Origin of the sequence: Arthrobacter sp. MYb221 (genome assembly GCF_002979835.1) — a bacterium.
In the GTDB taxonomy this organism is placed as follows: domain Bacteria; phylum Actinomycetota; class Actinomycetes; order Actinomycetales; family Micrococcaceae; genus Glutamicibacter.
The window spans coordinates 92085-116814 of record NZ_PCPW01000014.1 but is presented as its reverse complement, the minus strand read 5'-3'; the positions used below and the strand labels follow the sequence as shown (position 1 = coordinate 116814).

At 65.7% G+C, this 24730-nt stretch carries 24 protein-coding genes; 7 read left to right on the top strand and 17 right to left on the bottom strand.

What is annotated here, in order from left to right; translation table 11 throughout:
• Positions 1-332: 332 nt before the first annotated feature.
• Positions 333-1295, top strand: a complete 963-nt coding sequence (locus CQ015_RS15560) for a nitronate monooxygenase family protein (RefSeq protein WP_105569294.1) — start codon at positions 333-335, stop codon at positions 1293-1295.
• A 1-nt stretch (position 1296) separates the two neighbouring features.
• Here the strand turns inward: CQ015_RS15560 and panC are convergent, their stop codons facing one another.
• The 13 genes from panC to CQ015_RS15500 form a co-directional block, all read right to left on the bottom strand.
• Complete coding sequence (gene panC / locus CQ015_RS15555; protein WP_105650578.1) at positions 1297-2151, bottom strand: pantoate--beta-alanine ligase; 855 nt, start codon at positions 2149-2151, stop codon at positions 1297-1299.
• 17 nt (positions 2152-2168) lie between these two features.
• On the bottom strand, positions 2169-3035 hold the full coding sequence (locus tag CQ015_RS15550; protein WP_105650572.1) for a Rossmann-like and DUF2520 domain-containing protein: 867 nt from the start codon (positions 3033-3035) through the stop codon (positions 2169-2171).
• A 4-nt stretch (positions 3036-3039) separates the two neighbouring features.
• Complete coding sequence (locus CQ015_RS15545) at positions 3040-4350, bottom strand: PH domain-containing protein (protein ID WP_105650571.1); 1311 nt, start codon at positions 4348-4350, stop codon at positions 3040-3042.
• Positions 4347-4832 carry a PH domain-containing protein gene (locus CQ015_RS15540; RefSeq protein WP_105554134.1) on the bottom strand — a complete coding sequence of 162 codons (486 nt, stop codon included), beginning with the start codon at positions 4830-4832 and terminating at the stop codon, positions 4347-4349. Before CQ015_RS15540 ends, CQ015_RS15545 begins: the two co-directional genes overlap by 4 nt.
• Positions 4813-5274: a DUF3180 domain-containing protein gene (locus CQ015_RS15535; protein WP_105554117.1), complete on the bottom strand. Its 462-nt coding sequence runs from the start codon at positions 5272-5274 to the stop codon at positions 4813-4815. Before CQ015_RS15535 ends, CQ015_RS15540 begins: the two co-directional genes overlap by 20 nt.
• On the bottom strand, positions 5271-6104 hold the full coding sequence (gene folK, locus CQ015_RS15530; protein ID WP_181150443.1) for a 2-amino-4-hydroxy-6-hydroxymethyldihydropteridine diphosphokinase: 834 nt from the start codon (positions 6102-6104) through the stop codon (positions 5271-5273). The genes CQ015_RS15535 and folK overlap by 4 nt, the downstream gene beginning before the upstream one ends.
• Entirely contained in the window at positions 6091-6993 is a 903-nt protein-coding gene (folP, locus tag CQ015_RS19050; RefSeq protein ID WP_181148303.1) for a dihydropteroate synthase, read from the bottom strand. The genes folK and folP overlap by 14 nt, the downstream gene beginning before the upstream one ends.
• A 5-nt stretch (positions 6994-6998) precedes the next feature.
• The gene (folE, locus tag CQ015_RS15525) at positions 6999-7577 is read right to left on the bottom strand and encodes a GTP cyclohydrolase I FolE (protein ID WP_255248300.1); all 579 of its coding nucleotides are present in this window, start codon (positions 7575-7577) and stop codon (positions 6999-7001) included.
• Positions 7578-7587: 10 nt separating this feature from the next.
• Positions 7588-9513: an ATP-dependent zinc metalloprotease FtsH gene (ftsH, locus tag CQ015_RS15520; protein ID WP_105554115.1), complete on the bottom strand. Its 1926-nt coding sequence runs from the start codon at positions 9511-9513 to the stop codon at positions 7588-7590.
• Between the two features lie 107 nt (positions 9514-9620).
• Positions 9621-10172, bottom strand: coding sequence for a hypoxanthine phosphoribosyltransferase (gene hpt, locus CQ015_RS15515; protein WP_105554114.1), 552 nt, complete (start codon positions 10170-10172; stop codon positions 9621-9623).
• A gap of 50 nt (positions 10173-10222) precedes the next feature.
• The gene (gene tilS / locus CQ015_RS15510; RefSeq protein ID WP_105569297.1) at positions 10223-11179 is read right to left on the bottom strand and encodes a tRNA lysidine(34) synthetase TilS; all 957 of its coding nucleotides are present in this window, start codon (positions 11177-11179) and stop codon (positions 10223-10225) included.
• Entirely contained in the window at positions 11176-12099 is a 924-nt protein-coding gene (locus tag CQ015_RS15505) for a zinc-dependent metalloprotease (protein WP_105650569.1), read from the bottom strand. Before CQ015_RS15505 ends, tilS begins: the two co-directional genes overlap by 4 nt.
• A 9-nt stretch (positions 12100-12108) precedes the next feature.
• Entirely contained in the window at positions 12109-13470 is a 1362-nt protein-coding gene (locus CQ015_RS15500) for a D-alanyl-D-alanine carboxypeptidase/D-alanyl-D-alanine-endopeptidase (protein ID WP_105650568.1), read from the bottom strand.
• 98 nt (positions 13471-13568) lie between these two features.
• Between CQ015_RS15500 and CQ015_RS15495 the strand changes: the two genes are divergently transcribed.
• Positions 13569-14048: an inorganic diphosphatase gene (locus CQ015_RS15495; RefSeq protein ID WP_096282979.1), complete on the top strand. Its 480-nt coding sequence runs from the start codon at positions 13569-13571 to the stop codon at positions 14046-14048.
• A gap of 122 nt (positions 14049-14170) precedes the next feature.
• Here the strand turns inward: CQ015_RS15495 and CQ015_RS15490 are convergent, their stop codons facing one another.
• Entirely contained in the window at positions 14171-15583 is a 1413-nt protein-coding gene (locus tag CQ015_RS15490) for a PLP-dependent aminotransferase family protein (protein ID WP_105650567.1), read from the bottom strand.
• A gap of 60 nt (positions 15584-15643) precedes the next feature.
• Between CQ015_RS15490 and CQ015_RS15485 the strand changes: the two genes are divergently transcribed.
• Positions 15644-16327: a YitT family protein gene (locus tag CQ015_RS15485; RefSeq protein ID WP_105554109.1), complete on the top strand. Its 684-nt coding sequence runs from the start codon at positions 15644-15646 to the stop codon at positions 16325-16327.
• Between the two features lie 98 nt (positions 16328-16425).
• A complete protein-coding gene (locus CQ015_RS15480) occupies positions 16426-16920 on the top strand; it encodes a GNAT family N-acetyltransferase (RefSeq protein ID WP_105554108.1) in 495 nt (164 codons plus the stop codon).
• On the opposite strand, the gene rmuC is transcribed toward CQ015_RS15480, so the two are convergent.
• The 3 genes from rmuC to CQ015_RS15465 all read right to left on the bottom strand — a co-directional run bounded on the left by rmuC (position 16917) and on the right by CQ015_RS15465 (position 19298).
• A complete protein-coding gene (gene rmuC / locus CQ015_RS15475; RefSeq protein WP_105650566.1) occupies positions 16917-18146 on the bottom strand; it encodes a DNA recombination protein RmuC in 1230 nt (409 codons plus the stop codon). The genes CQ015_RS15480 and rmuC overlap by 4 nt on opposite strands.
• Before the next feature lie 48 nt (positions 18147-18194).
• Entirely contained in the window at positions 18195-18926 is a 732-nt protein-coding gene (locus CQ015_RS15470; RefSeq protein WP_146114077.1) for a hypothetical protein, read from the bottom strand.
• A 108-nt stretch (positions 18927-19034) separates the two neighbouring features.
• Entirely contained in the window at positions 19035-19298 is a 264-nt protein-coding gene (locus tag CQ015_RS15465) for a hypothetical protein (RefSeq protein WP_105569303.1), read from the bottom strand.
• Positions 19299-19307: 9 nt separating this feature from the next.
• On the opposite strand from CQ015_RS15465, the gene CQ015_RS15460 reads away from it, so the two are divergent.
• From CQ015_RS15460 to CQ015_RS19045, 3 genes are all read left to right on the top strand, one after another.
• A complete protein-coding gene (locus CQ015_RS15460) occupies positions 19308-23279 on the top strand; it encodes a Pls/PosA family non-ribosomal peptide synthetase (RefSeq protein ID WP_105650564.1) in 3972 nt (1323 codons plus the stop codon).
• A 35-nt stretch (positions 23280-23314) separates the two neighbouring features.
• On the top strand, positions 23315-24511 hold the full coding sequence (locus CQ015_RS15455; RefSeq protein WP_105554103.1) for a heparan-alpha-glucosaminide N-acetyltransferase domain-containing protein: 1197 nt from the start codon (positions 23315-23317) through the stop codon (positions 24509-24511).
• 61 nt (positions 24512-24572) lie between these two features.
• The gene (locus CQ015_RS19045) at positions 24573-24728 is read left to right on the top strand and encodes a hypothetical protein (protein WP_181148305.1); all 156 of its coding nucleotides are present in this window, start codon (positions 24573-24575) and stop codon (positions 24726-24728) included.
• Positions 24729-24730: the final 2 nt, after the last annotated feature.

Here is a 24730-nt window from a genome sequence, read left to right as displayed (position 1 = left end):
TTATATATCCACCAAATTAAAAATAATTCGGTATCAATAAACTTGGCACACTATTGAGTTCTCAAACAACAAACACTCTCGACACCACAACCACCGCAATCGGCGGCTGCTTCGCTCCGGAGCAACTTTACAACTCTAGCATGTTTCGTGAACCGGTCAAAACCAGTCGAAACGCCTTGTGAAAAGCTCTTTGCCACCGGATGAATTCTACGTGTATTCCACGTTGTTTGCGTTCCGGCAACAGAGAAAAACTATACAGAGACTTCGGTTAACTTACAAATCGACGGAGGGGGTTCTGCGTCACATTCAATTTGGTGTCCTAGTCTGGCGTTATGAGCGACCTTCAGACACTCCTTGGATACCGTGAGCCAATCTTTAACGCTTCGATGGCAGGCGCCGCCGGCGGCCAGCTCGCTGCCGCCGTCAGCGCCGCCGGCGGCGTAGGGATGATTGGCTGCCCGGCCACCCCCACCGGCGAATGGATTTCGGAGCAGGCAGCCCATCTGGGCTCAACAGATTCCCCCTGGGGTGTCGGTTTCATGGCGTGGTCTTTGGAAAATGACTTGAGCGCCTTGGAAAGCTTCCTCGACTACGAGCCGTCATTGGTTGTGTTGAGTTTCGGCGACCCCACCAGGAGTGCGGCCCTAGCCCACGAAGCGGGAGTGCTCACTGCCATGCAGGTGGGAAACGCGGAAGACCTCGCCCGGGCCATGCAAGATGATATCGATGTTGTCATTGCCCGGGGCGGCGAAGGCGGCGGCCATGGGCGCAACGAAGCGGGAACGCTGCCGCTGGTGCAGCTGGCGACGATGCAGAACGTTAAACCGGTGATCGCCGCCGGCGGCATCGGCACCGCCCGGGCCGTGGCTGCGGTATTGGCCGCCGGCGCAGATGCGGCTTGGGTAGGGACGCGTTTCCTTGCTAGTGCCGAAGCCAGCGGACACGAGAACTTAAAGGCCGCGGTCCTGGCCTCCGGATTAGACGACACCGTATACACCCGCGCATTTGATATCGCACAGCAGCTTCCCTGGGCGGAAGAGTTTGGCGGACGGGCGCTGAGAAACGAATTCAGCCAGCACTGGGCCGGGGACATTCCCGGGCTGCAGGCCGCTGCCACGGAACAGCTGCGTGAACAGATGCGCACTGCCCGCGCGCAAGCGCTGGTCTCGATGGCCCCGGTTTATGCCGGTGAAGCGGTCCAATTCGTTCAAGCAGAGGAAAGCGCCGCGCAGATCATGGCCGAGTTGGGACAATTCCGCGAAATTCTCGAGCGGACCGCACGACGCTTCGACTGACTTAAATTGGCTGGTTATCGATCAAGCGCACATTACCGACCTTGGCCGCCACCAGCACGAGGCCCTGCCCGGTAAAGGGAGTGTCCTGGCAATTGAAGGCTAGCTCCTGGAGGGTATTGGGGTCTACCACCACGAAATAGTCGAGCTCGACTAGTGGTTCCATCTGGAACAGGCCCAGCGCGTCGTCAATATTCAGCGGTTCGTGACGGGCAGCACGCCCGGAAATCAGTTCGATCGCACGGTGCAGCACCAACGCGGCCCGCAATTCTTCGGCGTTGAGCAACGCATTGCGGCTGGACAGCGCCAGCCCTTCGGGGCTCCTTACGATCGGCACCGAGCGCAGTAGCACCGGGTAGTCCAAATCTGCGACCATCCGCCGGATGAGCGCCAACTGCTGAGCGTCCTTCTGCCCGAAATAGGCGCGGTATTCGCCTTGCCGCGGATCTGCCAGGTGAAGCAGCTTGGCCACCACCGCCAGCATCCCGTCGAAATGCCCCGGGCGGGAGGCCCCCTCGTACATTTCGCCCAGCACCCCGCTGTTCAGCCGGATCAACGGCATCCCCGCGTGGTAAATTTCCTCGGCGCGCGGCGCGAAGACGATATCGACCCCGGCCTGCGCGGCCAATTGCACATCGGCATCTAGGTCACGCGGGTAATTGGCATAGTCCTGTGCATCATTGAATTGCAGCTCATTGACGAAGACCGAACTGACCACCAACTCGTTTTCGGTACGCGCCTTGGCAAAAAGTCGCGCGTGCCCCTCATGCAATGCCCCCATGGTGGGAACAAAGCCCAGAGTTTGCGGGTTGGCCTGAGCGATCGCTGTCTTCAGCTCATCGCGGGTTTGAACAATCATCGGGGTCTTCACGCCCTCTATTCTAGAACCTGCAGCAGTTCTTGAAGTGTTCCCGGCGAGATCCGCCCGAGTGCCGCCGCGCGTTGCGCGGTAGCCCGCGAGAGGCTGCGGTAGCTGTCCACGGTCTCGGTTTGGTCCTTGGCCATCGCGGCCAGATGCGCCCTGACGGTTCCCACGTCGCCCCGGGCTACCGGCCCGGTCAAGGCTCCGGCTCCCGAACGCAAGGCGTTGTCCAGGCTTGCGCCCATCAACGCACGCAGCGTAGCCGCCGGATCTTGCACCCCGATCCGGCGTAGCATATCGGCCGACTGCGCGGTAATGGTGTTCAGATGATTTGACGCATGGGCCAGCGCCGCGTGATAGCTCACGCGGTCTGCCTCGGCGATCACCACCGGCTCTCCGCGCATCTCCACCACGAGCGCCTGAGCCACGGGGAGCATGATTTCATCCGCGGTGACGGCGAAAACGCAGTCGGTAAGCCGTTGCAGATCCAAGCTCATCCCGGTAAAGGTCATTGCCGGGTGGATGGCCAGCGGGAAGGTTCCGGCGGCTCGCGCGGGCTCCAGGATCCCGGTGCCGTACCGTCCGGCGGTGTGGGCAACCAGCTGGCCGGTCACAAAGTGCCCAGCGGCGGCCAAGCCCTGGACCAGTTCGCCGAGCACATCATCTGGGACCGCGAAGAGCACCAGCTCGCTGCGCCGCAGGATTTCGGCCGGATCCAGGATCTCCACGCCGGGCAGCAACACCTCGGCACGGTCCCGCGACGCTTCGGAGACTGCATGCACGCCGGTGATCCGGTGTCCGGCGGCCGCCAACGCGGCCCCGAGGACCGCTCCGACCTTGCCGGCGGAGATGATTCCAATGCCTAAGCGGGGTGCCTCCATGGATCTACCTCTCAACCTGTCGCCGCGCTTGCGCCGCAAAAAATTCTGTCGCTACCTGCTCATCGAGCTGATGCATGTAGCCCATGATCGAGCCACCGGCGCTGTACAGGCGGATCCCCGCCAACTCCCGGCGACGCTCCCAGGGGCCCTGCTGCAGCACCATCCCCTGGATCCGCCGATGCGGCACGAAGGCCGCGCTGCGCGAAAGCCAACCGAAGCGGGTGATCACGCAACTGCCGGTGCTCAAAAACGCCTGATGCTTCCAGGCCCCCGGAGACAAGGCCTTGGCACGGGCCGGTGAGCTGGTGAAACCGTGGTCGGTTCCGCTGGTGATGGCGGTATGCAGCACCGCGCGCTGGTTCTCGACCCCCAACTCGGGCAGCAAGATCCCCATCACCTGGGTGACCGCTTCGAAGTCCCCGACGGGCAGCACCAGCAGATTCGACATTTCTTCTTCACCGACACCGAGCGCGTTGACCTCCACCCGGTACCAGCCGAGCAGCCGCCAAAAGGCCGGCGAACTGATCTGGATCGACTGCACCCGGCCGGCCGGCAACGACTGCTGCTTGGTATCGGCCAGCCCGTGGCTGATCCGCAGGCCGGTATCCGTGGCGCTCGCACTGAAGTTCCATGAGTTGTTCAGTTCCTTGTAGAACCAGCCGCCGAAGCCGAGCAGCATCGGCACCAGGCCGGCAACCAGCACGCCAACCCCCGAGAGGCTCAGGATGCCCAGAACCAACGCCAAGAGCACGCCAATCACCGTGGGAAGCCGCAGGAACATGGAGGCGAGCAGGCGTCCGGCTGGCACCTTGGCCATCAGCGGAACCGGCTGCGCGGCTTCTTCCTGCACCGGGATCTCGCCTTGGGCCAGCGCCAGGATCTCGGCACGCAGCTGGTGGGCGTGCGCCTTGCGCAGGAAGGACAGGCGCATGACCGAAGCCGAACCGTCGGCCACATCGAAGCGCAGTTCGGCCAAGCCGAGCAGCCGGGCCACCAGGGGCTGGGCGATGTCGATGCCCTGCACCCGGTCGATGCGCGCCTGCTTTTGGCTGCGGAAGACCATTCCGGCGTTCACATAAACGTGGGTTTCGCTGATCCGGTAGCGGGTGAAATACCAGGACAGCGCGTAGAAGATGAGCACCAGCGCCAGCGCCGCCGAGCCGATGCCCACGGTCCAGGCCAGCCGGCTGCCGGTGAAACGTTCCGCCCAGGAAATGTCATCGGTATTCTGCCAGTACACCCAGGCCAAACCGACGATGGCCAGCCAGCCGTGCACAAAGGGGCTGGCCGGGTGGACCCGCTGCCATTCGTTCACAGCAGGTTCGCTTCGCCGGCCGCGACCAAGCGTTCGCGCAACGCCTGCCCGGTGTCTTCGCGCAGCCCGGGGATGACCGCGGTGGCAGACCCGGCGGCGGTGTTCAGCGTCAGCTTGCACAACCCATAGCGGCGTTCCAGCGGCCCGCTGGTGACCTCGACATATTGCATCCGCCCGTAGGGGATGACAAGTTGCTTGCGCCAGAGCACCCCGGAACGCACCAGCAGGTCTTCTTCGCGTTCCCGGTAGCCCAGCGCCCGCACCTGGCGGCGCAGCATGCGCAGGATCGGCAAGGCCAGGCCGAGGACCAGCACCGGCGGGAGGATGACCAACCACCAGGGCACGGGGAGGCCGAACAGGCGCAGGATCAACGGCAGCAGCGCCACCAGCAGGTAGCTGCCGGTCTGGATCAGCCAGGTGGCCAGCTTGACCTTAAAATAGTCGGGGTCCACCGCGGTGAAGTTATTCGGTGACGATTCCATCGGTATTTTCATCGGTGTCCTCGGGCGGTAGTTTGCAAAGGTGCTGGACAAGGTAGCCGATGACCACCATCAGGATCCCGGCGCCGGTGAGGACCATCGCGCGGGTGAGCGTGGGGCTCGAGCCGGAGGCGAACAGCAAGGTCAGCAGCGGGGCCAGATGCCAGCCGGTAATCAGTGCGCCGGCGTAGGCGGCCGCCTGCGCGAGCACCAGCGTGCGCGCGGCGGCGATCGGGTCGATATGGCCGCGGCCCAGGGTTGAACGCTTGACCCGGATGCCGAGGAAGAGGACCACCGCGCACACCGCGCCCAGGGAGAACAATGCGGCGTAGTCGAGCACCGGGGAGAACCTGCCGGCGGCCGTGAGCAGGCGCAAGGCAACCCAACCGGTCACGCCGCCAAGCAGCGTGCACCAGATGAGCGTGCGCAGCTTGAGCCGGTTCATAGCCTGATGATGTCCGCGGTGTCCGCCGCTTCGGCCGCCAGCCGGGATACCAGCTGTCCGTTGAGCACCGCGTCGGCATCCATCCAGCTCCACGGGGCGAGCACGAACCCGCGGGTGTGGGCGCGCGGATGCGGCAGGGTCAGCAGTTCCTCGTCCAGGCGCAGCTGGTCGAAGGTGATCAGATCCAGGTCCAGCGTGCGCGCCTCCCAGCGCACCTCGCGGGTGCGCTCGTGGTTGGCCTCGATGCTTTGGCACAGCTCAAGCAGCTCGTACGGGCCCAGCGTGGTGCGCACCTCGATGACCTGGTTGGTGTAATCGGGCTGTTCGGGCGGGCCGCCCACCGGCTTGGTGAGCGCTACCGGGGAGGTCCGCAGCACCTCGAGGTGCTCGCGCAGTTCCGCGATGGCCGAGCGCAGCGTCGCGGCGCTGTCCCCGAGGTTGGCACCCAGCGCGATAATCGCGGTATGCACGCTCTGCTGCCGGGTCAGCGAGATGCTCACATCGGAAAAAGGCACCGGAATCGGAGCCTGCGGCTTGTGCACCATCACCTCCACGGTGGCCACCGAGCGCCAGGCGGCGAGGATCGCCTCGGCGATCTGCGCTCCGAGCTTTTCGATCAGGTCCCAGGGTCCGGCCTGGATCTGATCGACCACCAGCTGGCTGACGGCCCCGTAGTCCACGGTGTCAGCCACGTCATCGCTCAGCGCGGCCCGGGTGATGTCCACATGCAGCACCACGTCGATGCGGAATTCCTGGCCTTCGCGCTTCTCGTGGTCGAAGACCCCGTGATAGCCGGTGGCGGAAATCCCCTGGATGCTAATGCGATCCATAGGCCTGCACGACTTCCAACGCGTCGCGGCTGGCCGCCACATCGTGCACGCGCACCGCCCAGGCGTTGTCCCGGGCGGCGAGCACGGTGGTCGCGGCGGTGGCCACGTCGCGGCCCAGCGGTTCGCGCGGGTCCTTGCCGTCGGCCAGCAGTTCGCCGAGGAAACGCTTGCGGCTGGTGCCGACCAGCACCGGGTGGCCCAGCGCCGCGAAGGCCGCCAGGTTGGCCAGCAGCGCCCAGTTGTGCTCGGCATTCTTCGCGAAGCCCAGGCCCGGGTCGAGGATCAGCTGTTCGGGCTTCACGCCCTTGGCCAGGAACTCGTCGCGCAGGGTGCGCAGCTCGGCGAGCACCTCGGCCACCGGGTCCCCGTAGTTCGCCTCGTGCACCATATTCGCGGCGGTGCCGCGGCGGTGCATCAGCACGTAGGGGACCCCGGTTTCGGCGATCAGTTCCGCCATGCCCTGCTCATAGGTCAGCCCGGAGACGTCGTTGACCAGCTGCGCCCCGGCGGCGATGGCCGCGCGGGCGGTGGACACGTGCATGGTGTCCACGGAGATCACCGCGCCGGCCTTAGCCAGCGCCTCGATCACCGGGATGATGCGCGCCTGCTCCAGGGCGGGATCCACGTCCTTGGCTCCGGGACGGGTGGATTCCCCGCCCACGTCGATGATGTCGGCTCCGGCGTAGAGCAGCTTCAGCCCGTGGTCCAGCGCCTTGTCGGTGCCCAGGAACTCGCCGCCGTCGGAGAAGGAGTCCTCGGTGACGTTCAGGATCCCCATCACCAGGGTGCGCCCGGTGGGCAGGTCCGCGAAGCTCTTCCGCTTCGACTTGCGGATCACGGTCAGCGGGCTGGTGGCCGGGCCGGTGCCCGGGATGGCTCCAAGTGACATAATTGCTACCTTCCGAGGATCAGGCTCATGGCTTCGGCACGGGTTGCGGTCTCGCGCAGCTGTCCGCGCACCGCACTGGTGACGGTCTTCGCGCCGGGCTTGCGCACCCCGCGCATCGACATGCACATGTGCTCGCATTCGATCACGACGATCGCGCCGGTGGGTTCGAGGTGTTCGACGAGCGCATCGACGATCTGGGTGGTCAAGCGCTCTTGCACCTGCGGGCGGCGGGCGAAGACCTCGACCAGGCGCGCCAGCTTGCTCAGACCGGTGACCTTGCCGCCGCGGCCCGGAATGTAGCCGATATGCGCGGTGCCGTAGAACGGGACCAGGTGGTGTTCGCAGGTGGAATAGAACGGGATGTCCTTGACCAGCACCAGTTCGTCATGTTCGATGTCGAAAGTGGTGGACAGGTGTTCGGCGGCATCCTGATGCAAACCGGCGAAGAATTCGGCGTAGGCCTTGGCTACCCGCTTCGGGGTGTCCAGCAGGCCATCGCGGTCCGGATCTTCGCCGATCGCTTCGAGGATTTCGCGGACCGCCGCGGCAATGCGCGGCTGGTCGATCTCATTGACTTCAATCACGACTTCGATCCTAGTCGGTCGAACGCGCCGCGCGCTCCTTGGGGCTTAATACCGGGCCTTGTTCGTGGACCGGACGCTCGTCGTTGCTCAGCCACACGTCGCGCTTGTCGCGCTTGACCAGATCGACGAAGAGCTCGGCGATTTCCTTCTGGTTCAGCGTTTCGTGCTCCAGCAGGGCCAGCGCGAGGCGGTCCAGCACGTGGCGGTTGGCGGTCAGCGCCCAGTAGGCGTCGTCGTGCGCCTGCTCGATGAGCGTGCGCACCTCCTCGTCGACCAGGTGGGCCATCTCATCGGAGTAGTCCCGGCTCCCGGTGCCCATGCCCTGTGCGGCGGCCGAGGAGGCCAGGCGCACCGCGCCGATCTTCTCGCTCATGCCGTATTCGGTGACCATCTTGCGTGCGGTGTCGGTGGCCTTCTCGATGTCGTTGGACGCGCCGGTGGAGGGATCGTGGAAGACGATCTCCTCGGCCACGCGGCCGCCCATGGCGTAGGCCATCTGGTCCAGCAGTTCGTTGCGGGTGATCGAGTACTTATCGGACTCCGGGACCACCATGGTGTAGCCCAGGGCGCGGCCGCGGGGCAGGATGGTGATCTTGGTGACCGGTGCGGTCTGGTTCATCGCCGCGGCCACCAGCGCGTGGCCGCCCTCGTGGTAGGCGGTGACCTTGCGCTCGTGCTCGTCCATCAGCCGGGTGCGCTTCTGCGGCCCGGCCATCACCCGGTCGATCGCTTCGTCCAGCGCGCGGTCATCGATCAGGTTGGCGTTCGAGCGGGCGGTGAGCAGCGCGGCCTCGTTGAGCACGTTGGCCAAATCCGCGCCGGTGTAGCCCGGGGTCTTCTTCGCCACCGCGTTCAGATCCACCGTGGCGTCCATCGGCTTGCCGGCCACGTGGACCTTCAGGATCTGTTCGCGGCCCTTCAGATCCGGTGCCTCCACCGGGATCTGCCGGTCGAAGCGTCCCGGGCGCAGCAGCGCCGGGTCCAGCACGTCCGGACGGTTGGTCGCGGCGATCAGGATGACGTTGGTGGAGGCGTCGAAGCCGTCCATCTCGACCAGCAGCTGGTTCAGCGTCTGCTCGCGTTCGTCGTTGCCGCCGCCGATTCCGGCGCCGCGGTGCCGGCCCACGGCGTCGATCTCATCAACGAAGATGATCGCCGGGGAATTGGTCTTGGCCTGTTCGAACAGGTCGCGCACGCGCGAGGCACCCACGCCGACGAACATCTCGACGAAGTCGGAACCCGAAATCGAGTAGAACGGGACCGCCGCCTCGCCGGCCACGGCCTTGGCCAGCAGCGTCTTGCCGGTGCCCGGAGGGCCGTAGAGCAGAACGCCCTTGGGAATCTTCGCGCCCACGGCCTGGAATTTGGCGGGCTCCTGCAGGAACTCCTTGATTTCGTGCAGTTCCTCCACCGCCTCTTCGGCGCCGGCCACGTCCACGAAGGTCACCTGCGGCATATCCTTGGTGATCAGTTTCGCCTTGGACTTGCCGAACTGCATCACCTTCGAACCGCCACCCTGGCTGCGCGCCAGGATGAACCAGAAGATGCCTGCAATCAGGATGAAGGGGATAATGATGCCGAGCATCGAGAGCAGCCAGTTGTTTTCCACCGGCTGATCGGTGAACTTGCTCAGCTGCGCGTCGTTCATCGCGTCGACCACCTGGTCGGCGCGGGGTACGGAGTAGTAGAAGGAAATCTTCTTTCCCTTGTCCACTCCGTCGACGTTCAGCGCGTCGCGCAGGGTCAGGTCTACTCGTTGATCTCCGTCGAAGATCTTCGCTTCGGTGGCGTTACCGCTGGTGAGTTGGTTCAGGCCCACGGAGGTATCCACTTGTGCCGAACCGTTGCCGAATACCATCGGCAGGAACAACACCATCGCGGTCACACCGACCAGGACCCAAATGATCCAGCTGTTAAAAATCTTCTTAGTTTTCATCGACCCGAAAGGTCCCGTACCTTTCGCATCCCCCTCACGCGTTCTGCCGGCGTCCGGGCAACGCCACCTTCGATTCAGTTCAACGCCTAAGCGGCGTTAAAAGTTCCCTACTCGTAGATGTGCGGAGCCAAGGTGCCCACGCAGTCCAGGTTGCGGTACTTTTCCGCGTAGTCCAAGCCGTAGCCGACAACAAATTCGTTGGGAATGTCCATGCCGACGTATTTCACGTCGATTTCCACCTTCGCCGCTTCCGGCTTGCGCAGCAGGGTGCAGATTTCCACCGAGGCCGGGCCGCGGGATTCCAGGTTGGCCTTCAACCAGGACAGGGTCAGGCCCGAGTCGATGATGTCTTCGACGATGAGCACATGCTTGCCCATCAAATCGGTGTCCAGGTCCTTGAGAATACGCACCACGCCGGAAGACTGGGTTCCGGAACCGTAGGAGGAGACCGCCATCCAGTCCATGGACAGGTGGGACTTCAGCGCGCGGACCAGATCCGCCATGACCATCACCGCACCCTTGAGCACGCCGACAACGAGGATGTCGCGTCCCTCGTAATCCTTGTCGATCTGTGCGGCCAGGTCATCGATGCGAGCCTGGATTTCTTCCTTGGTATACAGTACGTGCGCGAGATCGGCCTTGACTGTGTTCGAATCCACGAGGGTTCTCCTGATTCTCAGAGGTGGGGTACTCAACTAGAGTGCCACATTTAGTTTAGTGTTGTTGAGCTTGTGGTCGTGAAAACTATCACCGAGGAGCGCCGCAACGCACTGATCTTGCCTTCGAGCTGCACCGGACCGGCCGAACGGGACTTGCTCGCCCCCACCCCGGCCAGCGCGCACAGGGCCGCCGTGCGCTCGCTGCCCAGATTCTGCGCCCCGGCCTCGGCGGCGGCCAGGCGCAGCACCCTGGAGGCGATGGCTTCGGGAAAAGTGGCAAGAATCCGCAAGTCCACCCCGGCGGCGCTGCGCGCCTGCGCCCACGCCCGCCCGGCCCAGGAGTCCAGCGCGTCTGCGTCCGCCGCCGCCAGCGCCGCGGTGCGGGCCAGCGCCTCGGTCAGGTGCCCGCCGAGCTGCGCACGCAAAAACGGGAGCACCTCGTGGCGGATGTGGTTGCGTCGGTAGGCGGTGTCCGCATTGCTCGGGTCTTCCCAGTACTCGACGCCGGCCCGCGCGCAGATGTGCTCGGTGTCTTGGCGGGTCAGCTCCAGCAGCGGGCGGGCGTAGGGGCCGCGCGAGACGGGTATTCCAGCCAAGGACCTGGTGCCCGAACCGCGCAGGATCCCCAGCAGCACCTGTTCGGCCTGATCGTCTTTGGTGTGCGCGAGCAGCAGGCGTTGCGCCCCGGTCTGCTCCATGGCCTGCTCGAAGGCCGCATATCGGGCGGCCCGGGCGGAGGCCTCGTCCCCGGCGGTGTGCACCGTCTTGAGCAGCACCTCCTCCAGGCCCAGCGCCTGGCATTGCGCGGCGGCGCGCGCCGCCACCGCGGCGCTGCCCGCTTGCAGGCCATGGTCCACGATCACCACGGCGAAGCGGATCCGCTCGCGCAGCTGGCTGGCGGCAACGGCCAGCGCCAGGGAGTCGGCCCCGCCCGAAACGCCGAGCAGCGCGAATTCTCCGGCCTGCGCCGCCACCGCGTTGCGGGCCAGGTCGATCGGCCGGCTCATCGGGTGCGGGCCAGCCAGCGTGCGGGGTTGTCGAGTTCCGCGGAGCTGGGGAACAGTTCCCGGTCGGTGAAGATCTCGTTGAAGCCGGCATAGCCGATCTCGTCCACCAGGTGGCGCACGAACTTCGCGCCGCGCTCGTACTGGCGGGCCTTGGCGTCCATGCCCAACAGCTTGCCGATCCAGCTGGCCCAGGGCGAACGGTTCTTGCCGCGGGCGGCGAAGCGGTTGCGGATGGTCTTGATCGTGCGGATCGAGCTGACATCGTTCATCACGACCATTGCGTGGCCTTCGAGCACCGACATGATGCTGGTCAGCTCGCCGACCTCGCTGCGCATGGTTTTGATCCGCGCCCCGATGTCGTTCATCGAGTTGGTCTTCCCGCCCAGCGGCTCGAAGACCTCGGCCAGGGTCTGCTTCATCACCCCAGGGATCCATGGCGCATGTTCGAACTGCAGCCGGTGGGTCTGCTCGTGGGTGGCGATCCACAGGTAGAAGTCCCGCGCGTTCAGGTTCAGCTCGCCGCGGATCTGGGTGATCGTCGGGGCGTTGAGCAGCAGCCGGGGGCCGGCGAACGGGTCGAATTGCCCCAGCACCCGGGGGCCGAGCACCGAAAGCACCGCACCGAGTTCCGCCCCGGCGATCAGCGGCAGGGCGGTGGGGGTTTTGGGCAGCTCGGGAAGCATTGCGGCGAAGTTCTGGCTGACCGCCTTGGCCCATCCGGCGCGGTCCACCACCAGGGTTTCGGAGGGTGCGGTGGAGGTCAGCTGCGAGATCCGTTCGGCCTCGGTGAGCCCCTGCCCGCCGGCGATGCGCAGTTCTTCCACGATCCGCACCGCCTGTTTGCCGCTCAGCGCCGGCCCGGCGGGCATCAGCGTTTTTGCGGTGCTTACGGCGAGATCCCAATCGATGAACTGGCTCATGTAATTCTCCTACCGGCACCCACAGCCGCGCAGGGCGGTGACTGCCTGGTCGATGGTTGGTTTATGTGGTGCCAGCGCCCCGTTGGGCTGTGCGGCAAAGATGCTGAAAGCGATCAGCCGCCCGTCTTCGGTCAGCGTCATCCCGGTCAGCGTGGCCACCCCGGTCAGCGAGCCGGTTTTCGCCCGCACCAGCCCGAGGGTAGCGGCCGCATCGAGCCGGTTCATCAGGGTGCCGTTGTATCCGGCGACGGGCAGCGAGTAGACCAGTTCGCGCAGTTCGGGTTTTCCGCTAGTGGCCGCGGCGCGCAGCAGCGTGGTCAAAGCGGCCGGTGAAATTTGGTTGGCTGCGGCCAGCCCGCTGGTATCCACCAAGGATATGCCGGTGGCGCCATATGTTTGTGCAACCTGCTGCACGGCCAATCCGGCCTGCTTCGGGTCCAGGCCCTGGCGCACCGCTACCAGCCGGCCCATGGCTTCGGTCAGGTAGTTGTCCGAGACCAGCAGCATGTGCTTGATCTGCACGCGCAGCGGGGCGGAGAGCACCTCGGTGAGCTGTTCCCCGCCCTCGTAGGCGCCGCGTCCGCCCGTGCTGACCTTCACCTGCTTGCCCAGCTCGGCGGCGAAAACCTTGCGCACCTGCTGGGCGGGGTCTGACTGATAGGCCGAGCGGGTGCTTTCGGCGGCGCGTCCGGCGTAGTGCGCGATCGGGTATACCGCGCCGATGTTATTCGAGGTGAACAACGACTTATCCCAGGCCGGGTTGACCTGCGCATCGCCGAAGAGCGAATCGTCGAGCCAGAGCTCCACCTCGCCGATGCCGCGATCCTCCAGCGCCTTCGCGGTTTGCGCCGCGAGAGTGGCTAGGCCCGCGTAGCCCTTGGGGTGCGCGGGGTCGGACTCGCCGTCGCCCAGCAGCACATCCCCGCCGCCGCGCAATACCAGGGTGTTACCGTCTAGCCACACGCTGGTGGACAGTTGGTGCTCCCCGCCGAGGGTATCCAGCGCGGCCAGCGCAGTGGCCACCTTCAGGCTTGAGGCCGGAGTTCCGGGAGTTTGCGCATTCTTGTCGTAGAGCACCTTGCCGCTGGCCACGTCGACCACCTGGGCATTGAAGGAGGTCTGATCCCCCTTGGTGCCCAGGATCGCATCCAGTTGCGCGGCGAGCACCGCGCTATCGGGCAGGGGAGCTTCGGGATCCAGATCCTTGACGGTGACCGGCGCGGCGTCCGGAGCGGTTGCGCTGGCACGGACGTAGTGCGCCTGCGGTTCACCGGTGAAGCTGCGCGGCGCGCTGAACATCGCCACGGCCATGCCCACCACTGCCAACAGCGCCACCGCAAGCGTCAGCACGCGTCTTACGGCAGTGTTCATGTGAGCATGTTCCTCTCGCGGGTTTAGCTACTTATGCCCCCGGGGGCGATACGCTTATTAGCGGATATCCCTAAGACTAGTTTAGGAGTGTGCTTTTTATGAGCCACGACGTGACCATCGAGATCCCAACCGGATCACGCGTCAAGTACGAAATCGACCACGAGACCCATCGCTTGCGCCTGGATCGAGTGCTCTTCACCTCCATGCAGTACCCGACCCACTACGGCTACTTCGACGACACCCTGGGCGAAGACGGCGATCCATTGGACGCCATGGTTTACATCCCGGGTGTCGATTTGATCCCGGGCGTCATCGTCGAGTCCCGCCCCATCGGCGTTTTCAACATGACCGACGATGGCGGTGGCGACGCGAAGCTGCTGTGCGTGCCGACCGACAAGCGCTTCGACCACATCAAGGAACTCGAAGACATCGATCAGTGGCTGATCAAGGAAATCGAGCACTTCTTCACCCGCTACAAGGACCTGGAACCGGGCAAGTGGGTCAAGGCCGAGGGCTGGGAGGGCCGCGCGGCCGCCGAGGCCGAACTGGCTCGCTCCATCGAGCGCTTCAAGGCCTAGTTCTCCACCGGTGTTGCCGCTTCGGCGGCAATGGGGTCCGATTCATCGCTTCCAAGCGGTGGCCGGGCCCCATTTCCGCTTAAGCCGGCAAGTGCCCGGGCTTCCGCGCCGCGTAACGCACCTCAGGCCACCGTCTTCCAGGCTTCGACCAACTGCGGCACAGCCCGAGCCAGGCTTTCGCCATCGAGGGCGTAGGGCACGCGCAGCCAGTGGTCCAGGCCGTGGTCCTGAACGGCGAAGGTGGCCCCGGGACTCAGCAGCAATCCCGCCTTCCGGGCCTGCGCCGCCAGGGCCGCGGACCTGGGCGCCGGGAGATTGCACCACAGCGACATTCCGCCGCCGGGTTTCTGGATCTTCCACTCGGGCAGTTCGGCTCCCAAGGATCCGTGGAGCCAGTCACGGCTGGCGCGCAGACTGGCGCGCGTCGGCTCGTCTAGGCCCGCCCGTTCGGTGATGAGCATGCTCAGCACCAGCTGTTCCAGCACCGGTGCGCCGAGGTCGATGGTGGCCCGGACCTGGTTGATGGCCCCCACCAGCGCTCGCGGCGCCCTGATCCAGCCCAGCCGCAGGCCGCCCCAGTAGGTTTTGCTGGCGCTGCCCACGGTAATCAGGTTCTCGCCGAACTTCGCCATCGGAAATACCGGCGGCCGCTCGTCCAGCCACAGCTCGGCGTTCGTCTCGTCGATGATCCCCTGGACGCCGTGGCGGGCCAACGCCCGGGCCCAGCGCTCGCGTCCCTCATTCTCCAGCAGGGTACCGGTCGGGTTGTGGAAGTCCGGCAGGCACAGCATGGCGCCGATCCCGCCGCGGGCCAGAGCGGCTTCGATGCCCGCCACGTCGCTGCCCTCGGGTCCGATGGGCATCGCGAGCATGCGCGCTCCGTGCTGCCGCAGGGAGTTCACGGAGTTCGGGTAGCTGGGGCTTTCGGCCAGCACCCGGGCTGAGCGGGCCAGCACCGTCCGGGCGGCGGTGGCCACCCCCGACAGCGCGCCGGCGGTCACGATGATCTGCTCGGGGCCGGTGGGCAGGCCGCGGCGGGCGTAGTCTTCGGCGATCGCCTCGCGCAGCAACGGAAGGCCCAGCGGGTAGTAGCCCATCCCGCCGATGTAGCCGGGCAGCTGATCGAGGGCGCGTTGGTAGTAGCTGGCCAGGCCCAACGGAGCAGTAGGCGCCCCGCAGGTGAGGTCGATTCCACCGGGCGGAAGCGTTTCCTGCACGCCCACCGCCAACGGCTCGGCGCCTCCCCCGATCTCCCCGCCGGGAATCCGGATCCTGGTCCCCGAGCCCTGCCGGGCCTCGGCGAAGCCGCGTTCGCGGAGCTCCTGATAGGCGCGCGTGATTGTGGTGCGGCTCATTCCGAGCTCGGCCACCAGCTCGCGCTCGCTGGGCAGCATGGTTCCATGAAGCACCCGGCCGTTGACCACCAGTTGCCGGATTCCCTCCGAGAGCCAGCTGTAGGCCGATTGCTCGCCCGCCCGCTGTCCGAGCATCCCGCTCAATCGCCGGGCGGGCAGATGGCGTTGGTTCACTGTCATAGGTCCAGTGTGCACTAATTGGCACTTTTTTTGAATGCCATTTGCCGAGATGATTGATTCATGGCAACTTTCAGCTCCCCCAAATTGGCCCGCCTGACACCCCTGGCGCAGCTTCGCGCCGGGCGGCTTCCGCGGCGCCTCATCCAGCTCTTCGTGGGCCTGACCCTTTTTGGCCTGGCCATGGCGGGCTTTGTCCGTTCGGGACTGGGCCTGGCCCCATGGGATGTGCTCCATTACGGCGTGACCCTGCACACCGGCCTCAGCCTGGGCACAGTGGTGATCCTCTTCGGCTTCCTCGTGCTGCTGCTCTGGATCCCGCTGCGCCAGATGCCCGGCCTGGGCACCATCGCCAACGTCATCTGGATCGGCGTGGCCGCCGACATCGGACTGGCCGTGATTCCGCAGGCAGATTCCCTCCCCACGCAGCTGGCCCTGTTCGCCGGCTCCCTGCTGGTGAACGGGTTCGGCGGCGGGCTCTATATCGGCAGCCAGCTTGGCCCGGGGCCGCGCGACGGACTGATGACCGGGCTGCATGCGCGCACCGGAGTCAGCCTGCGCCTGGCGCGCACCGGAGTCGAAGTCAGCGTGCTGGCCATCGGCTGGCTGCTGGGCGGCATCGTCGGCTTCGGAACCGTTTTGTATGCGGTGGCCATCGGACCGGTCACCCAGCTCTTCCTGCGCTTCTGCATCGTCGAGCTGCGCGCGGAGCACCCCGCCGAGGAAGCGCCCACGCCCGCCGCTTAGCGGGAGGTGACCGGAGTTTCGCTGCATACTTGGGATTGTGAATCGCCTACCCTGGATCGGCGCGGCGGTTCGGCCCCTGATTTCTTGAAAGGTTACCCATGCTCGCCACGCTCGACCTGCCCACGCCGCTGAACTCCGAGGTGCTGCTGCGCCGCGCCGAACCGGCCGACCTTCCGGCAATGCGCCAGCTCTTGGCCGACGATGCGCTTGGCGCCGCGCGCGAAGCGACGGCCGATTCCGCGGGCTATGCGCAGGCCCTGGAGCGGCTGCTGGCCGATCCGGGCAACGATCTGGTGCTCGGCGAACGCGCCGGCGAGGTGATCGCGATGCTGCAGTTGACTTCCATCCCCGGGATCTCCCGGGGCGGATCCGTCAGGCTGAACGTGGAGGCGGTCCGCGTGCGCTCCGATTCCCGCTCGACGGGCCTGGGCTCGGCGATGCTGCGCTGGGTGATCGACGCGGCGGCGCCGGCCTGCGCCGCCGGGCTGGTCCAGCTCACCTCGGATGCCTCGCGGGCAGAGGCGCACCGCTTCTACGAGCGGCTGGGCTTCACCGCCTCGCATCTCGGATTCAAGCTGCGGCTGGACCGCTAGCGCCCGAGCGCCTGCTCCAAAACCGGCTCTTCGGGCAGGCTTTGGACATCCTTCAACCTGCGTTCCACCGCCCGGGTTCGGGTTCCGGCTTCCTTGACCGTGTTCTGCGCGGTGCTCAACTGCTTCTCCAGCTTGTCCCATACGTCCCCGTACTTGCGGAACTCCGCCTTCGCCGCGGACAGCACCTGCCAGACCTCGCTGCTGCGCTTTTCGATGGCCAGGGTCCGGAAGCCCATCTGCAGCGAATTGAGCAGGCTCATCAGCGTCGTCGGGCCGGTGACCAGCACCCGGTGTTCGGTTTGCAGCCGGCTGGCAAGTCCCGGGCGGCGCACCACCTCGGCGAAGAGCCCCTCGGTGGGCAGGTACATGATCGCGAAGTCAGTGCTGTGCGGCGGTTCGATGTACTTCTCGGCGATCTTCTTCGCCTGGATGGTGATGGCCCTATCCAGCGCCTTGCTCGCCGCATCGAGCTGCAGCTTGTCGCCCGATTCCTGGGCGTCCAAAAGCCGCTCGTAGTCTTCCTGCGGCAGCTTCGAGTCGATCGGCAGATACACCGGCTTCTCCTCACGCCCGGGCATGATCACCGCGAACTCGACGCTGTCGCGGCTCTCGGGCCGAATCACCACGTTCTGCGCATACTGCTCCGGGGTGAGCAGGTCTTCCAATTGGCGCGAGAGCTGCACCTCACCCCAGGTGCCGCGGCTCTTCACATTCGTCAGCACGCGCTTGAGCCCGCCGACGTCCGCGGCCAGATTCTGCATTTCGCCCAGCCCCTTTTGCACCTGCTCCAAGCGCTGGCTGACAAGCTCAAAGGATTCACCGAGCCGCTTCTCCAAGGTCCCTTGCAGCTTCTCGTCGACCGTCTCGCGCATCTTCTCGAGCTTCGACTCGTTGCCCACGCGCAAGCGCTCTAGTTCTTCGCGCAGCGCACTGTGCAGCTGGCGGTGCATGTGCTGGTTCGATTCGTTCAACGCGGTGATCTTCGCGTCCACGGTGGCGCGGATCGTTTCCAGCCGCTGCTCGCTGTCCCGGCGCACCTCGTGCAGCGAATCGCGCAGTTCGGCGCGTTGCGCACCCAGGTCCTGGCGCAGCTCGCCATGGGTTGCGCGCACCGCCGCGGCAATCTGCGCCTGGTCGTTCGAACCGGTCCGCCGCACGATCAGCAAGAGCGCGCCGACAACGAGCAGGATATTGAGTAGCACAAGCACCAACAGCACAATAGTCATAGCTCAAGAGCTATCAGCACCATCGGACATAATAGGCCGCAACCGGCCTCAGCGCTGGCTTTCAAGAGCTTTGAATAATTCGGATTCCACGCCCATGATGATTCGATCTCCCGGGTGCGTATCGCGTAGAAATTTCTCCACCGTAGCCAGATCCGTGGAGATGCAACCCCAGGTTTCGCGCAGTCCCGCATGGAGGAATATCGCGAAGCTCCGCCCGTGCACCGGCCGAGCGTCGGGCGCTCGGTTGTAGTTGACAACGGCTGCCTGCTGGTAGTCCCCGGCCTGCATATATCGCCAGAGCGGTTCGTCGGGAAACTCGCCCGCTCCCTCAAAATAGCTGTTAAAGCGCCGCCCCTCGCGCCCACTCCAATAGGAATCCTCGGTGAGCTTCCGGTAGCCAAGGTTCGTTCCCGGATTGCTTCGACCAAACGCTTCGGTGACGCTATAGGACCCGGTTGGTGTCTGCAGCGAATTGACATACACGGGACCGGGTCTGGCAAAACCGGCCCTGCCGGCAAAGCCCCGGGCATTCCACTGCTGCGTGTAACCATCGCGGCCGAGCAGACAATTGGTGATGGTTACCTCGGTTTGTCCATAGGCCGGTGCCAGCACGAAGGTGACGCGCTGGCTCAGTTCAAGTTCCGGCTTCAACCGGTGGATCGATGCGCAGGGCTCGCTTTGGGCCGGCGACCGGTCCGGCAAATCGCGGTGAGGAGCCCCGGCTGCCAGCGCAAGCATGCCGACCAGCAGGGCACTCATCAACCGTTGTTGTAGCTTCATGCAATGATCTTCGCAGAACCAGGGGCCATGCTGTGCACGTAGCGGCCGCTGTCGAATTTGGAGGAACTTCTCAGCTCTGCTGGCCACCAAAAGGAAATATTCATCTCACTAGTACGGATGGCCTAGGGTGAATGCCTGCTGATCGAAATTATTTGAATGCTCAGCCGCTCCGAAGCCCGCCGCGAGCGCGCCGAGTTGACGCACGCGGCAAATAATTGCAATGATTTTATTTAGTGGCTCACGCCAGTGGAGGCTCCTGACCATGGGGATGGGCAGGAAGAGTTCCACGCGGCGCGAGTTGGCTTCGCAGAGTTTAACCACCGGCGAAGCGCGATTGCTGGGGAGCAATCGCCCGGAGCCATTCCGGTTCACAACATAACAATGATCCTTGGGGGAAAATTGATCGATTGGGACTATTCCGCGCGCTCCGGCGCCTCGTCGGACGTTATTCCGGCAGCACACAAATTTGACTCCTCGATAGTCGAGAATCCGGCGGACAGCGAAACAGCACTCTTTGCGAGCACCGCACCGGCTCCCGCGCGGACCCTGGTCGATATCATCACCACGACCATGGAGGTCTACCCTTCGGCGCTGGCCCTCGACGACGGAACCTGTGCGCTGAGCTACGCCCAGTTGCGTGTTGAAACCGAAGAATTAGCCAAACGACTGTGGGCCATGGACATCGGCGCCGGGGACCGCGTCGGGGTGCGGGTGCCTTCGGGTTCCAAGAATCTCTACGTCGCCATTTTGGGCACCCTCTTCGCCGGGGCGGCCTACGTCCCGGTAGACGCCGACGAGCCCGAGGATCGCGCCACCACGGTGTGGGAGGAAGCCGGAGTCTGCGTGGTCATCGGCGAGAACCTGGCCATCACCCACCGCGCGGGAGTGCGCACGCAAGGTTATAGCCCGTTTCCCACCCCGGTCGATGACGCGTGGATCATCTTCACCTCCGGTTCCACCGGAAAGCCCAAGGGCGTGGCCATCACCCACCGATCGGCGGCCGCCTGGGCCGATGCGGAGGCCGAGATGTTCCTCCAGGATGCCCCGCTGACCCGCGGGGACCGGGTGCTGGCCGGACTTTCTGTCGCCTTTGACGCCTCCTGCGAGGAAATGTGGCTCGCCTGGCGCCACGGGGCCTGCCTGGTTCCGGCGCCGCGGGACATCGTGCGCTCCGGCGCCGACCTCGGCGACTGGCTCGGCGAGCGCAAGGTCACCGTGGTCTCCACCGTTCCCACGCTCGCAGCCCTGTGGCCGGCGGAAACCCTGGAGAATATCCGCCTGCTGATTTTCGGCGGCGAAGCGCTCCCGCCGGAGCTGGTCGAGCGCCTGGCCGGTCCGACCCGCGAGGTTTGGAACACCTACGGGCCGACCGAAGCCACGGTGATCGCCTGCGGAGCGCCCGTGGCTGGCGGTGGTCCGGTCAGCATCGGCTTGCCGCTGCGCGGCTGGGACCTGGCCGTGGTTGACGCCGAAGGCTTTCCGGTGCCCTGGGGCTCGGAGGGTGAGCTGATCATCGGCGGCGTGGGCCTGGGACGCTACCTCGACCCGCAGAAGGACGCGCAGAAGTTTGCCCCGATGCCGACCCTGGGCTGGGAGCGGGCCTACCGTAGCGGGGATATGGTCCGCGCCGAGCGCGACGGGCTGCTTTTTGTGGGCCGCGCCGACGAGCAGGTCAAGCTCGGCGGGCGCCGCGTGGAACTCGGCGAGATCGACGAGGCGTTGGCGGCGCTGCCCGGCGTGGCCCAAGCGGCCGCGGCGGTGCAGTCCACCCCGAGCGGAAATAAGGTGCTGGCCGGCTATCTGGTTCCCGACGCCGGCGCCGCCCTCGACCTGGCGGCCTGCCGATCCCGGCTCGCCGAATTCCTGCCCGCCCAGCTGGTCCCCGCGCTGGGGCAGGTCGCCGAGCTGCCGCTGAAAACCTCCGGCAAGGTGGACCGCAAGGGGTTGCCCTGGCCGCTCCATGGCGCCACGGAAGAACCGATTGGGCATCGGCTCACCGGCACCGAAGGCTGGGTTGCCGAGATCTGGACCGAGCGGCTCGGCCCGGTGGCTTTGGATGCGGACAGCGACTTCTTCGCCGCAGGCGGCGCCAGCGTGGCGGCGGCCCAACTGGTTGGCGTGCTGCGCACCCGCCACCGGCAGGCGTCCATCGCCGATATCTATAACCGGCCCACCCTCGGCGCGCTGGCGGCACATCTGGATGCCCAGGGAACCACCGAGGCAACGGTCCGCGAACAGCGGCCAACCGGATGGTGGATCGGGTTGGTGCAGGCACCAGTCATCGGTGCCCTGTACTCGATCATCGGTTTGCGCTACGTCACCGGCATGGCATTGGTGTGCTGGATCCTGTTCAACTTCATGGATGCCAGCTGGGTTCCCAACCCGCCGCTGATCCCGCTCCTGGCGGCCTGGGTGGTGCTCTACACCTTGCCCTTCCGGGTGCTGCTGGTCGTGGTTTCGGCCCGCCTGCTGCTCGCCGGGGTGCACGCCGGTGCATACCGGCGCGGCGGCGGCGTGCATCTGCGCCTTTGGGCGGTGGAGCGCATCGTGACCTTCGCAAAAGTCGAAGCGCTGATGGGCACGCCGCTGGCACCGTGGTACGCCCGCGCCCTGGGCAATAAGATCGGCAAGAATGTGCACCTCGACGCCATGCCTCCCGTCACCGGGCTGGCCCGCATCGGCTCGGACACGGCCATCGAATACGAGGTTGACCTCGCCGGGCATTGGCTCGACGGGGACACTCTGCGCATCGGGCAGATCGACATCGGCCAGCGGGTGCGCATCGGCACCCGTTCAACTATTAACCCCGGCGCGCGGATCGGCAACGGGGCGGAGATCGAGGGCGGCAGCAGCGTGGACGGAACGGTTGGGCCCAATGAGCTCGTCTCGGGCTCCCCGCTGGAATATGCAGGCGTCGCAGGCGATAGCTGGCCGCAGGCCGAGCCCCGCGCACCGCGCCACGGCTTCCGCGTCGGCCTCGGCGGGCTCTACGCGCTGGGCCTGGGCTATCTGGCCCTGCTCCCGATGCTCTCGGTGCTGCCCGGCGGGCTGCTCCTGTTCTCGCTGATCGATGGCGGCTCCGCGCTGGGCGAAGTGCTCTGGCAGCTGGCCGCTTGGGCACCGGTGTTCATCGTGCTGATGGTGCTCAGCTTCGCCGGCCTCACCGCGCTCAGCGTCCGGCTGCTGGCCCGCTTGCTGACTCCCGGCTTCCACAGCGCCCACGGCCTCACCGCCTGGGCCTGCTGGCTGAGCAACCTGCTGCTGGCCAAGTCGCTGATGTCCCTGTACCCGATCTACGCAAGCATCATCACCCCGCTGTGGCTGCGGATGCTCGGCGCCAAGGTCGGGGCGCACACCGAAATCTCCACCCTGGAAACCATCCCGCACCTGACCACGCTGGGCGACCGCTGCTTCATGGCCGATCACTCGTTGGCCTCCCATCGGCGAGTTCGCGGCCAGTGGCTGCAGCTGGGGCAGGCAACGGTCGGGGCGAAGTCCTTTGTGGGCAACTCGGCCATCGTCGGGCCGGACACCGTGGTGCCGGCCGATTCGCTGATCGCCGTGCTCTCGTCGGCTCCGCAGGACATGCCGGTCGCGTCAAACTGGTTTGGCCGCCCGGCCATGGAACTGCCCCGCCCGATAGACAACGCCGAATCCGCGCTGACCTACAATCCATCGCGAGGGCTGATGGCCGCCCGCGCCCTGGTCGAGCTTTGCCGCATCTTGCCGATGCTCATCACCAGCTGGCTGGCGCTGGGCACCGTCTGGATACTCTCGGAGATCTTCGACCGGTCCGGGCTGGCACTCACCTTGCTGCTGTCCGGTCCGGTGCTGCTGGGCTCGGCGAGCATCGCCGCATTGACCGCACTCATCGCCAAGTGGGCGCTGGTCGGCCGTTTCCGGGCCGAGGAACATCCGCTGTGGACCTCGTTCATCTGGCGCAACGAGCTGGCAGACGTATTCAGCGAGTCGCTGGCCGTGGCGGGAGTGGTGCGCATGAGCCTGGGCACCCCGATGCTCAATTTATGGTTTCGCCTGCTCGGCGCGCGCATTGGCCGCCGAGTCTGGTGCGAAACCTGGTGGCTGCCGGAGCAGGACCTGATCAGCATCGGCGACGGAGCAAGCATCAACCGCGGCACCGTGCTGCAGACCCATCTCTTCCATGACCGCATTATGCGCCTGGAGGAGGTGCACCTCGGCGCGCAGGCAACATTGGCACCGAACGGGGTGATCCTGCCCGGTAGCCGGATTGGCGATGCGGCGGCAATCGGCCCCTGCTCGCTGGTGATGCGCTCGGAACAGGTTCCCGCCAACGGGCGTTGGCGCGGCAACCCGATCCGCAGCTGGTCCTGAACCGCTTCCCCACATCGAATTTGGAGAGTTATCACATGCACCAGCAGATCGAGCGCGCCCCGAACCCGGCGCCGCAGTCGCGGCTCGCGGGGATCGACGCGGCCCGCGGCCTAGCCCTGTTGGGCATGATCGCCATCCACGTGCTGCCAGCCAGCAGCGAAGCCTTCGAACCCACGCTGATCTGGCGGATCGCCGCGGGCACCTCCGCGGCCCTGTTCGCGCTGCTAGCCGGGGTCGGCCTGAGCCTGGGCGCAAGAACTGCGGGCCAATCGGCGCTCGAACTGGCCGGGGCGCGGGCCGCGCTAGCTACCCGCGCGGCATTCATGCTCTGTTTGGGCCTGCTGCTGGCGCTCATCGATATGCCTGCGTTCATCATCCTCGGCTATTACGGGGTGATGTTTGCCCTGGCCATCCCGTGGGTCTCACGCAGCGCGGCAACCCTCGGCTTCGCGTGCCTGGGCTTTGCTACCCTAGGCACCATTTTCACTTGGCAGCTGGGCGCTTCGCTGCCCCACCTGGATGGCATCGATCCGTCGCTGACCACACTCTTCACCGAACCCGGGGCGACGCTCAGCGCACTGCTGTTCACCGGAACCTACCCGGCGGTGCCGTGGATGAGCTATATCTGCGCCGGCATGGCACTAGGCACGCTGAACTTACGCTCCAAGGATCTGCAACTGCGCCTGCTGCTGACCGGGCTGGGCCTCTGGCTAGCAACCTGGGCCAGCTCGGCGCTGCTGCTCGGCCCCTTGGGCGGCAGGTCTGCGCTGATCAAGTCGACCGAAGGTTGGCTGAGCGCCGCCGAGGTCGATGAATCACTGAGCTTCGGGCTGCCCTCAGGGGTTCCGCTAGATTCCGCCTGGTGGCAGGTGGCGCTCGCCCCGCACTCGAATATGCTCTTCGAAACGCTCAACACCCTTGGCGTCGCGCTGCTGGTTTTCGCCGTCGCCCTGATGCTCGGCCAACGAGTCGCCTGGCTGCTGCGCCCGCTGGGCATCCTCGGCTCGATGACGCTCACGCTCTACACGCTGCACCTGCTGTTGCTGGCCACCGGCTTGGGCGCGCAGCATCCGGCGATCTCCTGCTCCCTGCAGATCGGCGGCGCACTGCTGTTCGCGGTACTTTGGAAGAACGTTTCGGGGCTCGCCCAGGGCCCCTTGGAGCACCTGGTCGGTTCACTGGCCCGAAACGCTCGCTCCCGGGCGCGCCGACGCCGGCGCGTGGCTCCGTAGCGAAGACGCGCAACGTGTCAAGGATTGCACCGCACCGTGCGGGTAGGCGATACTCGGAGCCGTGGATACCGAACGCGAGCTCGCCGGCCAGGCACTGTATGAAAGCCGGCTCAAGACACTGAACGGGCTGATGATGCCCGATGCCCCGGCCTGGCAGGAACTGAGCGACGAGGTCCGCGAACGCTGGTGTTCCTACGCGGATGCCGGGCAGAGCTGAAC

What these genes read in the sequence shown, in the direction of transcription:
- CQ015_RS15560 (WP_105569294.1), top strand. Translation starts at nt 333, where the DNA reads ATGAGCGACCTTCAGACACTCCTTGGATACCGTGAGCCAATCTTTAAC.
- panC (WP_105650578.1), bottom strand. Translation starts at nt 2,151, where the DNA reads ATGATTGTTCAAACCCGCGATGAGCTGAAGACAGCGATCGCTCAGGCC.
- CQ015_RS15550 (WP_105650572.1), bottom strand. Translation starts at nt 3,035, where the DNA reads ATGGAGGCACCCCGCTTAGGCATTGGAATCATCTCCGCCGGCAAGGTC.
- CQ015_RS15540 (WP_105554134.1), bottom strand. Translation starts at nt 4,832, where the DNA reads ATGGAATCGTCACCGAATAACTTCACCGCGGTGGACCCCGACTATTTT.
- CQ015_RS15535 (WP_105554117.1), bottom strand. Translation starts at nt 5,274, where the DNA reads ATGAACCGGCTCAAGCTGCGCACGCTCATCTGGTGCACGCTGCTTGGC.
- folK (WP_181150443.1), bottom strand. Translation starts at nt 6,104, where the DNA reads ATGGATCGCATTAGCATCCAGGGGATTTCCGCCACCGGCTATCACGGG.
- folP (WP_181148303.1), bottom strand. Translation starts at nt 6,993, where the DNA reads ATGTCACTTGGAGCCATCCCGGGCACCGGCCCGGCCACCAGCCCGCTG.
- ftsH (WP_105554115.1), bottom strand. Translation starts at nt 9,513, where the DNA reads ATGAAAACTAAGAAGATTTTTAACAGCTGGATCATTTGGGTCCTGGTC.
- tilS (WP_105569297.1), bottom strand. Translation starts at nt 11,179, where the DNA reads ATGAGCCGGCCGATCGACCTGGCCCGCAACGCGGTGGCGGCGCAGGCC.
- CQ015_RS15505 (WP_105650569.1), bottom strand. Translation starts at nt 12,099, where the DNA reads ATGAGCCAGTTCATCGATTGGGATCTCGCCGTAAGCACCGCAAAAACG.
- CQ015_RS15500 (WP_105650568.1), bottom strand. Translation starts at nt 13,470, where the DNA reads ATGAACACTGCCGTAAGACGCGTGCTGACGCTTGCGGTGGCGCTGTTG.
- CQ015_RS15495 (WP_096282979.1), top strand. Translation starts at nt 13,569, where the DNA reads ATGAGCCACGACGTGACCATCGAGATCCCAACCGGATCACGCGTCAAG.
- CQ015_RS15490 (WP_105650567.1), bottom strand. Translation starts at nt 15,583, where the DNA reads ATGACAGTGAACCAACGCCATCTGCCCGCCCGGCGATTGAGCGGGATG.
- CQ015_RS15485 (WP_105554109.1), top strand. Translation starts at nt 15,644, where the DNA reads ATGGCAACTTTCAGCTCCCCCAAATTGGCCCGCCTGACACCCCTGGCG.
- CQ015_RS15480 (WP_105554108.1), top strand. Translation starts at nt 16,426, where the DNA reads ATGCTCGCCACGCTCGACCTGCCCACGCCGCTGAACTCCGAGGTGCTG.
- rmuC (WP_105650566.1), bottom strand. Translation starts at nt 18,146, where the DNA reads ATGACTATTGTGCTGTTGGTGCTTGTGCTACTCAATATCCTGCTCGTT.
- CQ015_RS15470 (WP_146114077.1), bottom strand. Translation starts at nt 18,926, where the DNA reads ATGAAGCTACAACAACGGTTGATGAGTGCCCTGCTGGTCGGCATGCTT.
- CQ015_RS15460 (WP_105650564.1), top strand. Translation starts at nt 19,308, where the DNA reads ATGATCCTTGGGGGAAAATTGATCGATTGGGACTATTCCGCGCGCTCC.
- CQ015_RS15455 (WP_105554103.1), top strand. Translation starts at nt 23,315, where the DNA reads ATGCACCAGCAGATCGAGCGCGCCCCGAACCCGGCGCCGCAGTCGCGG.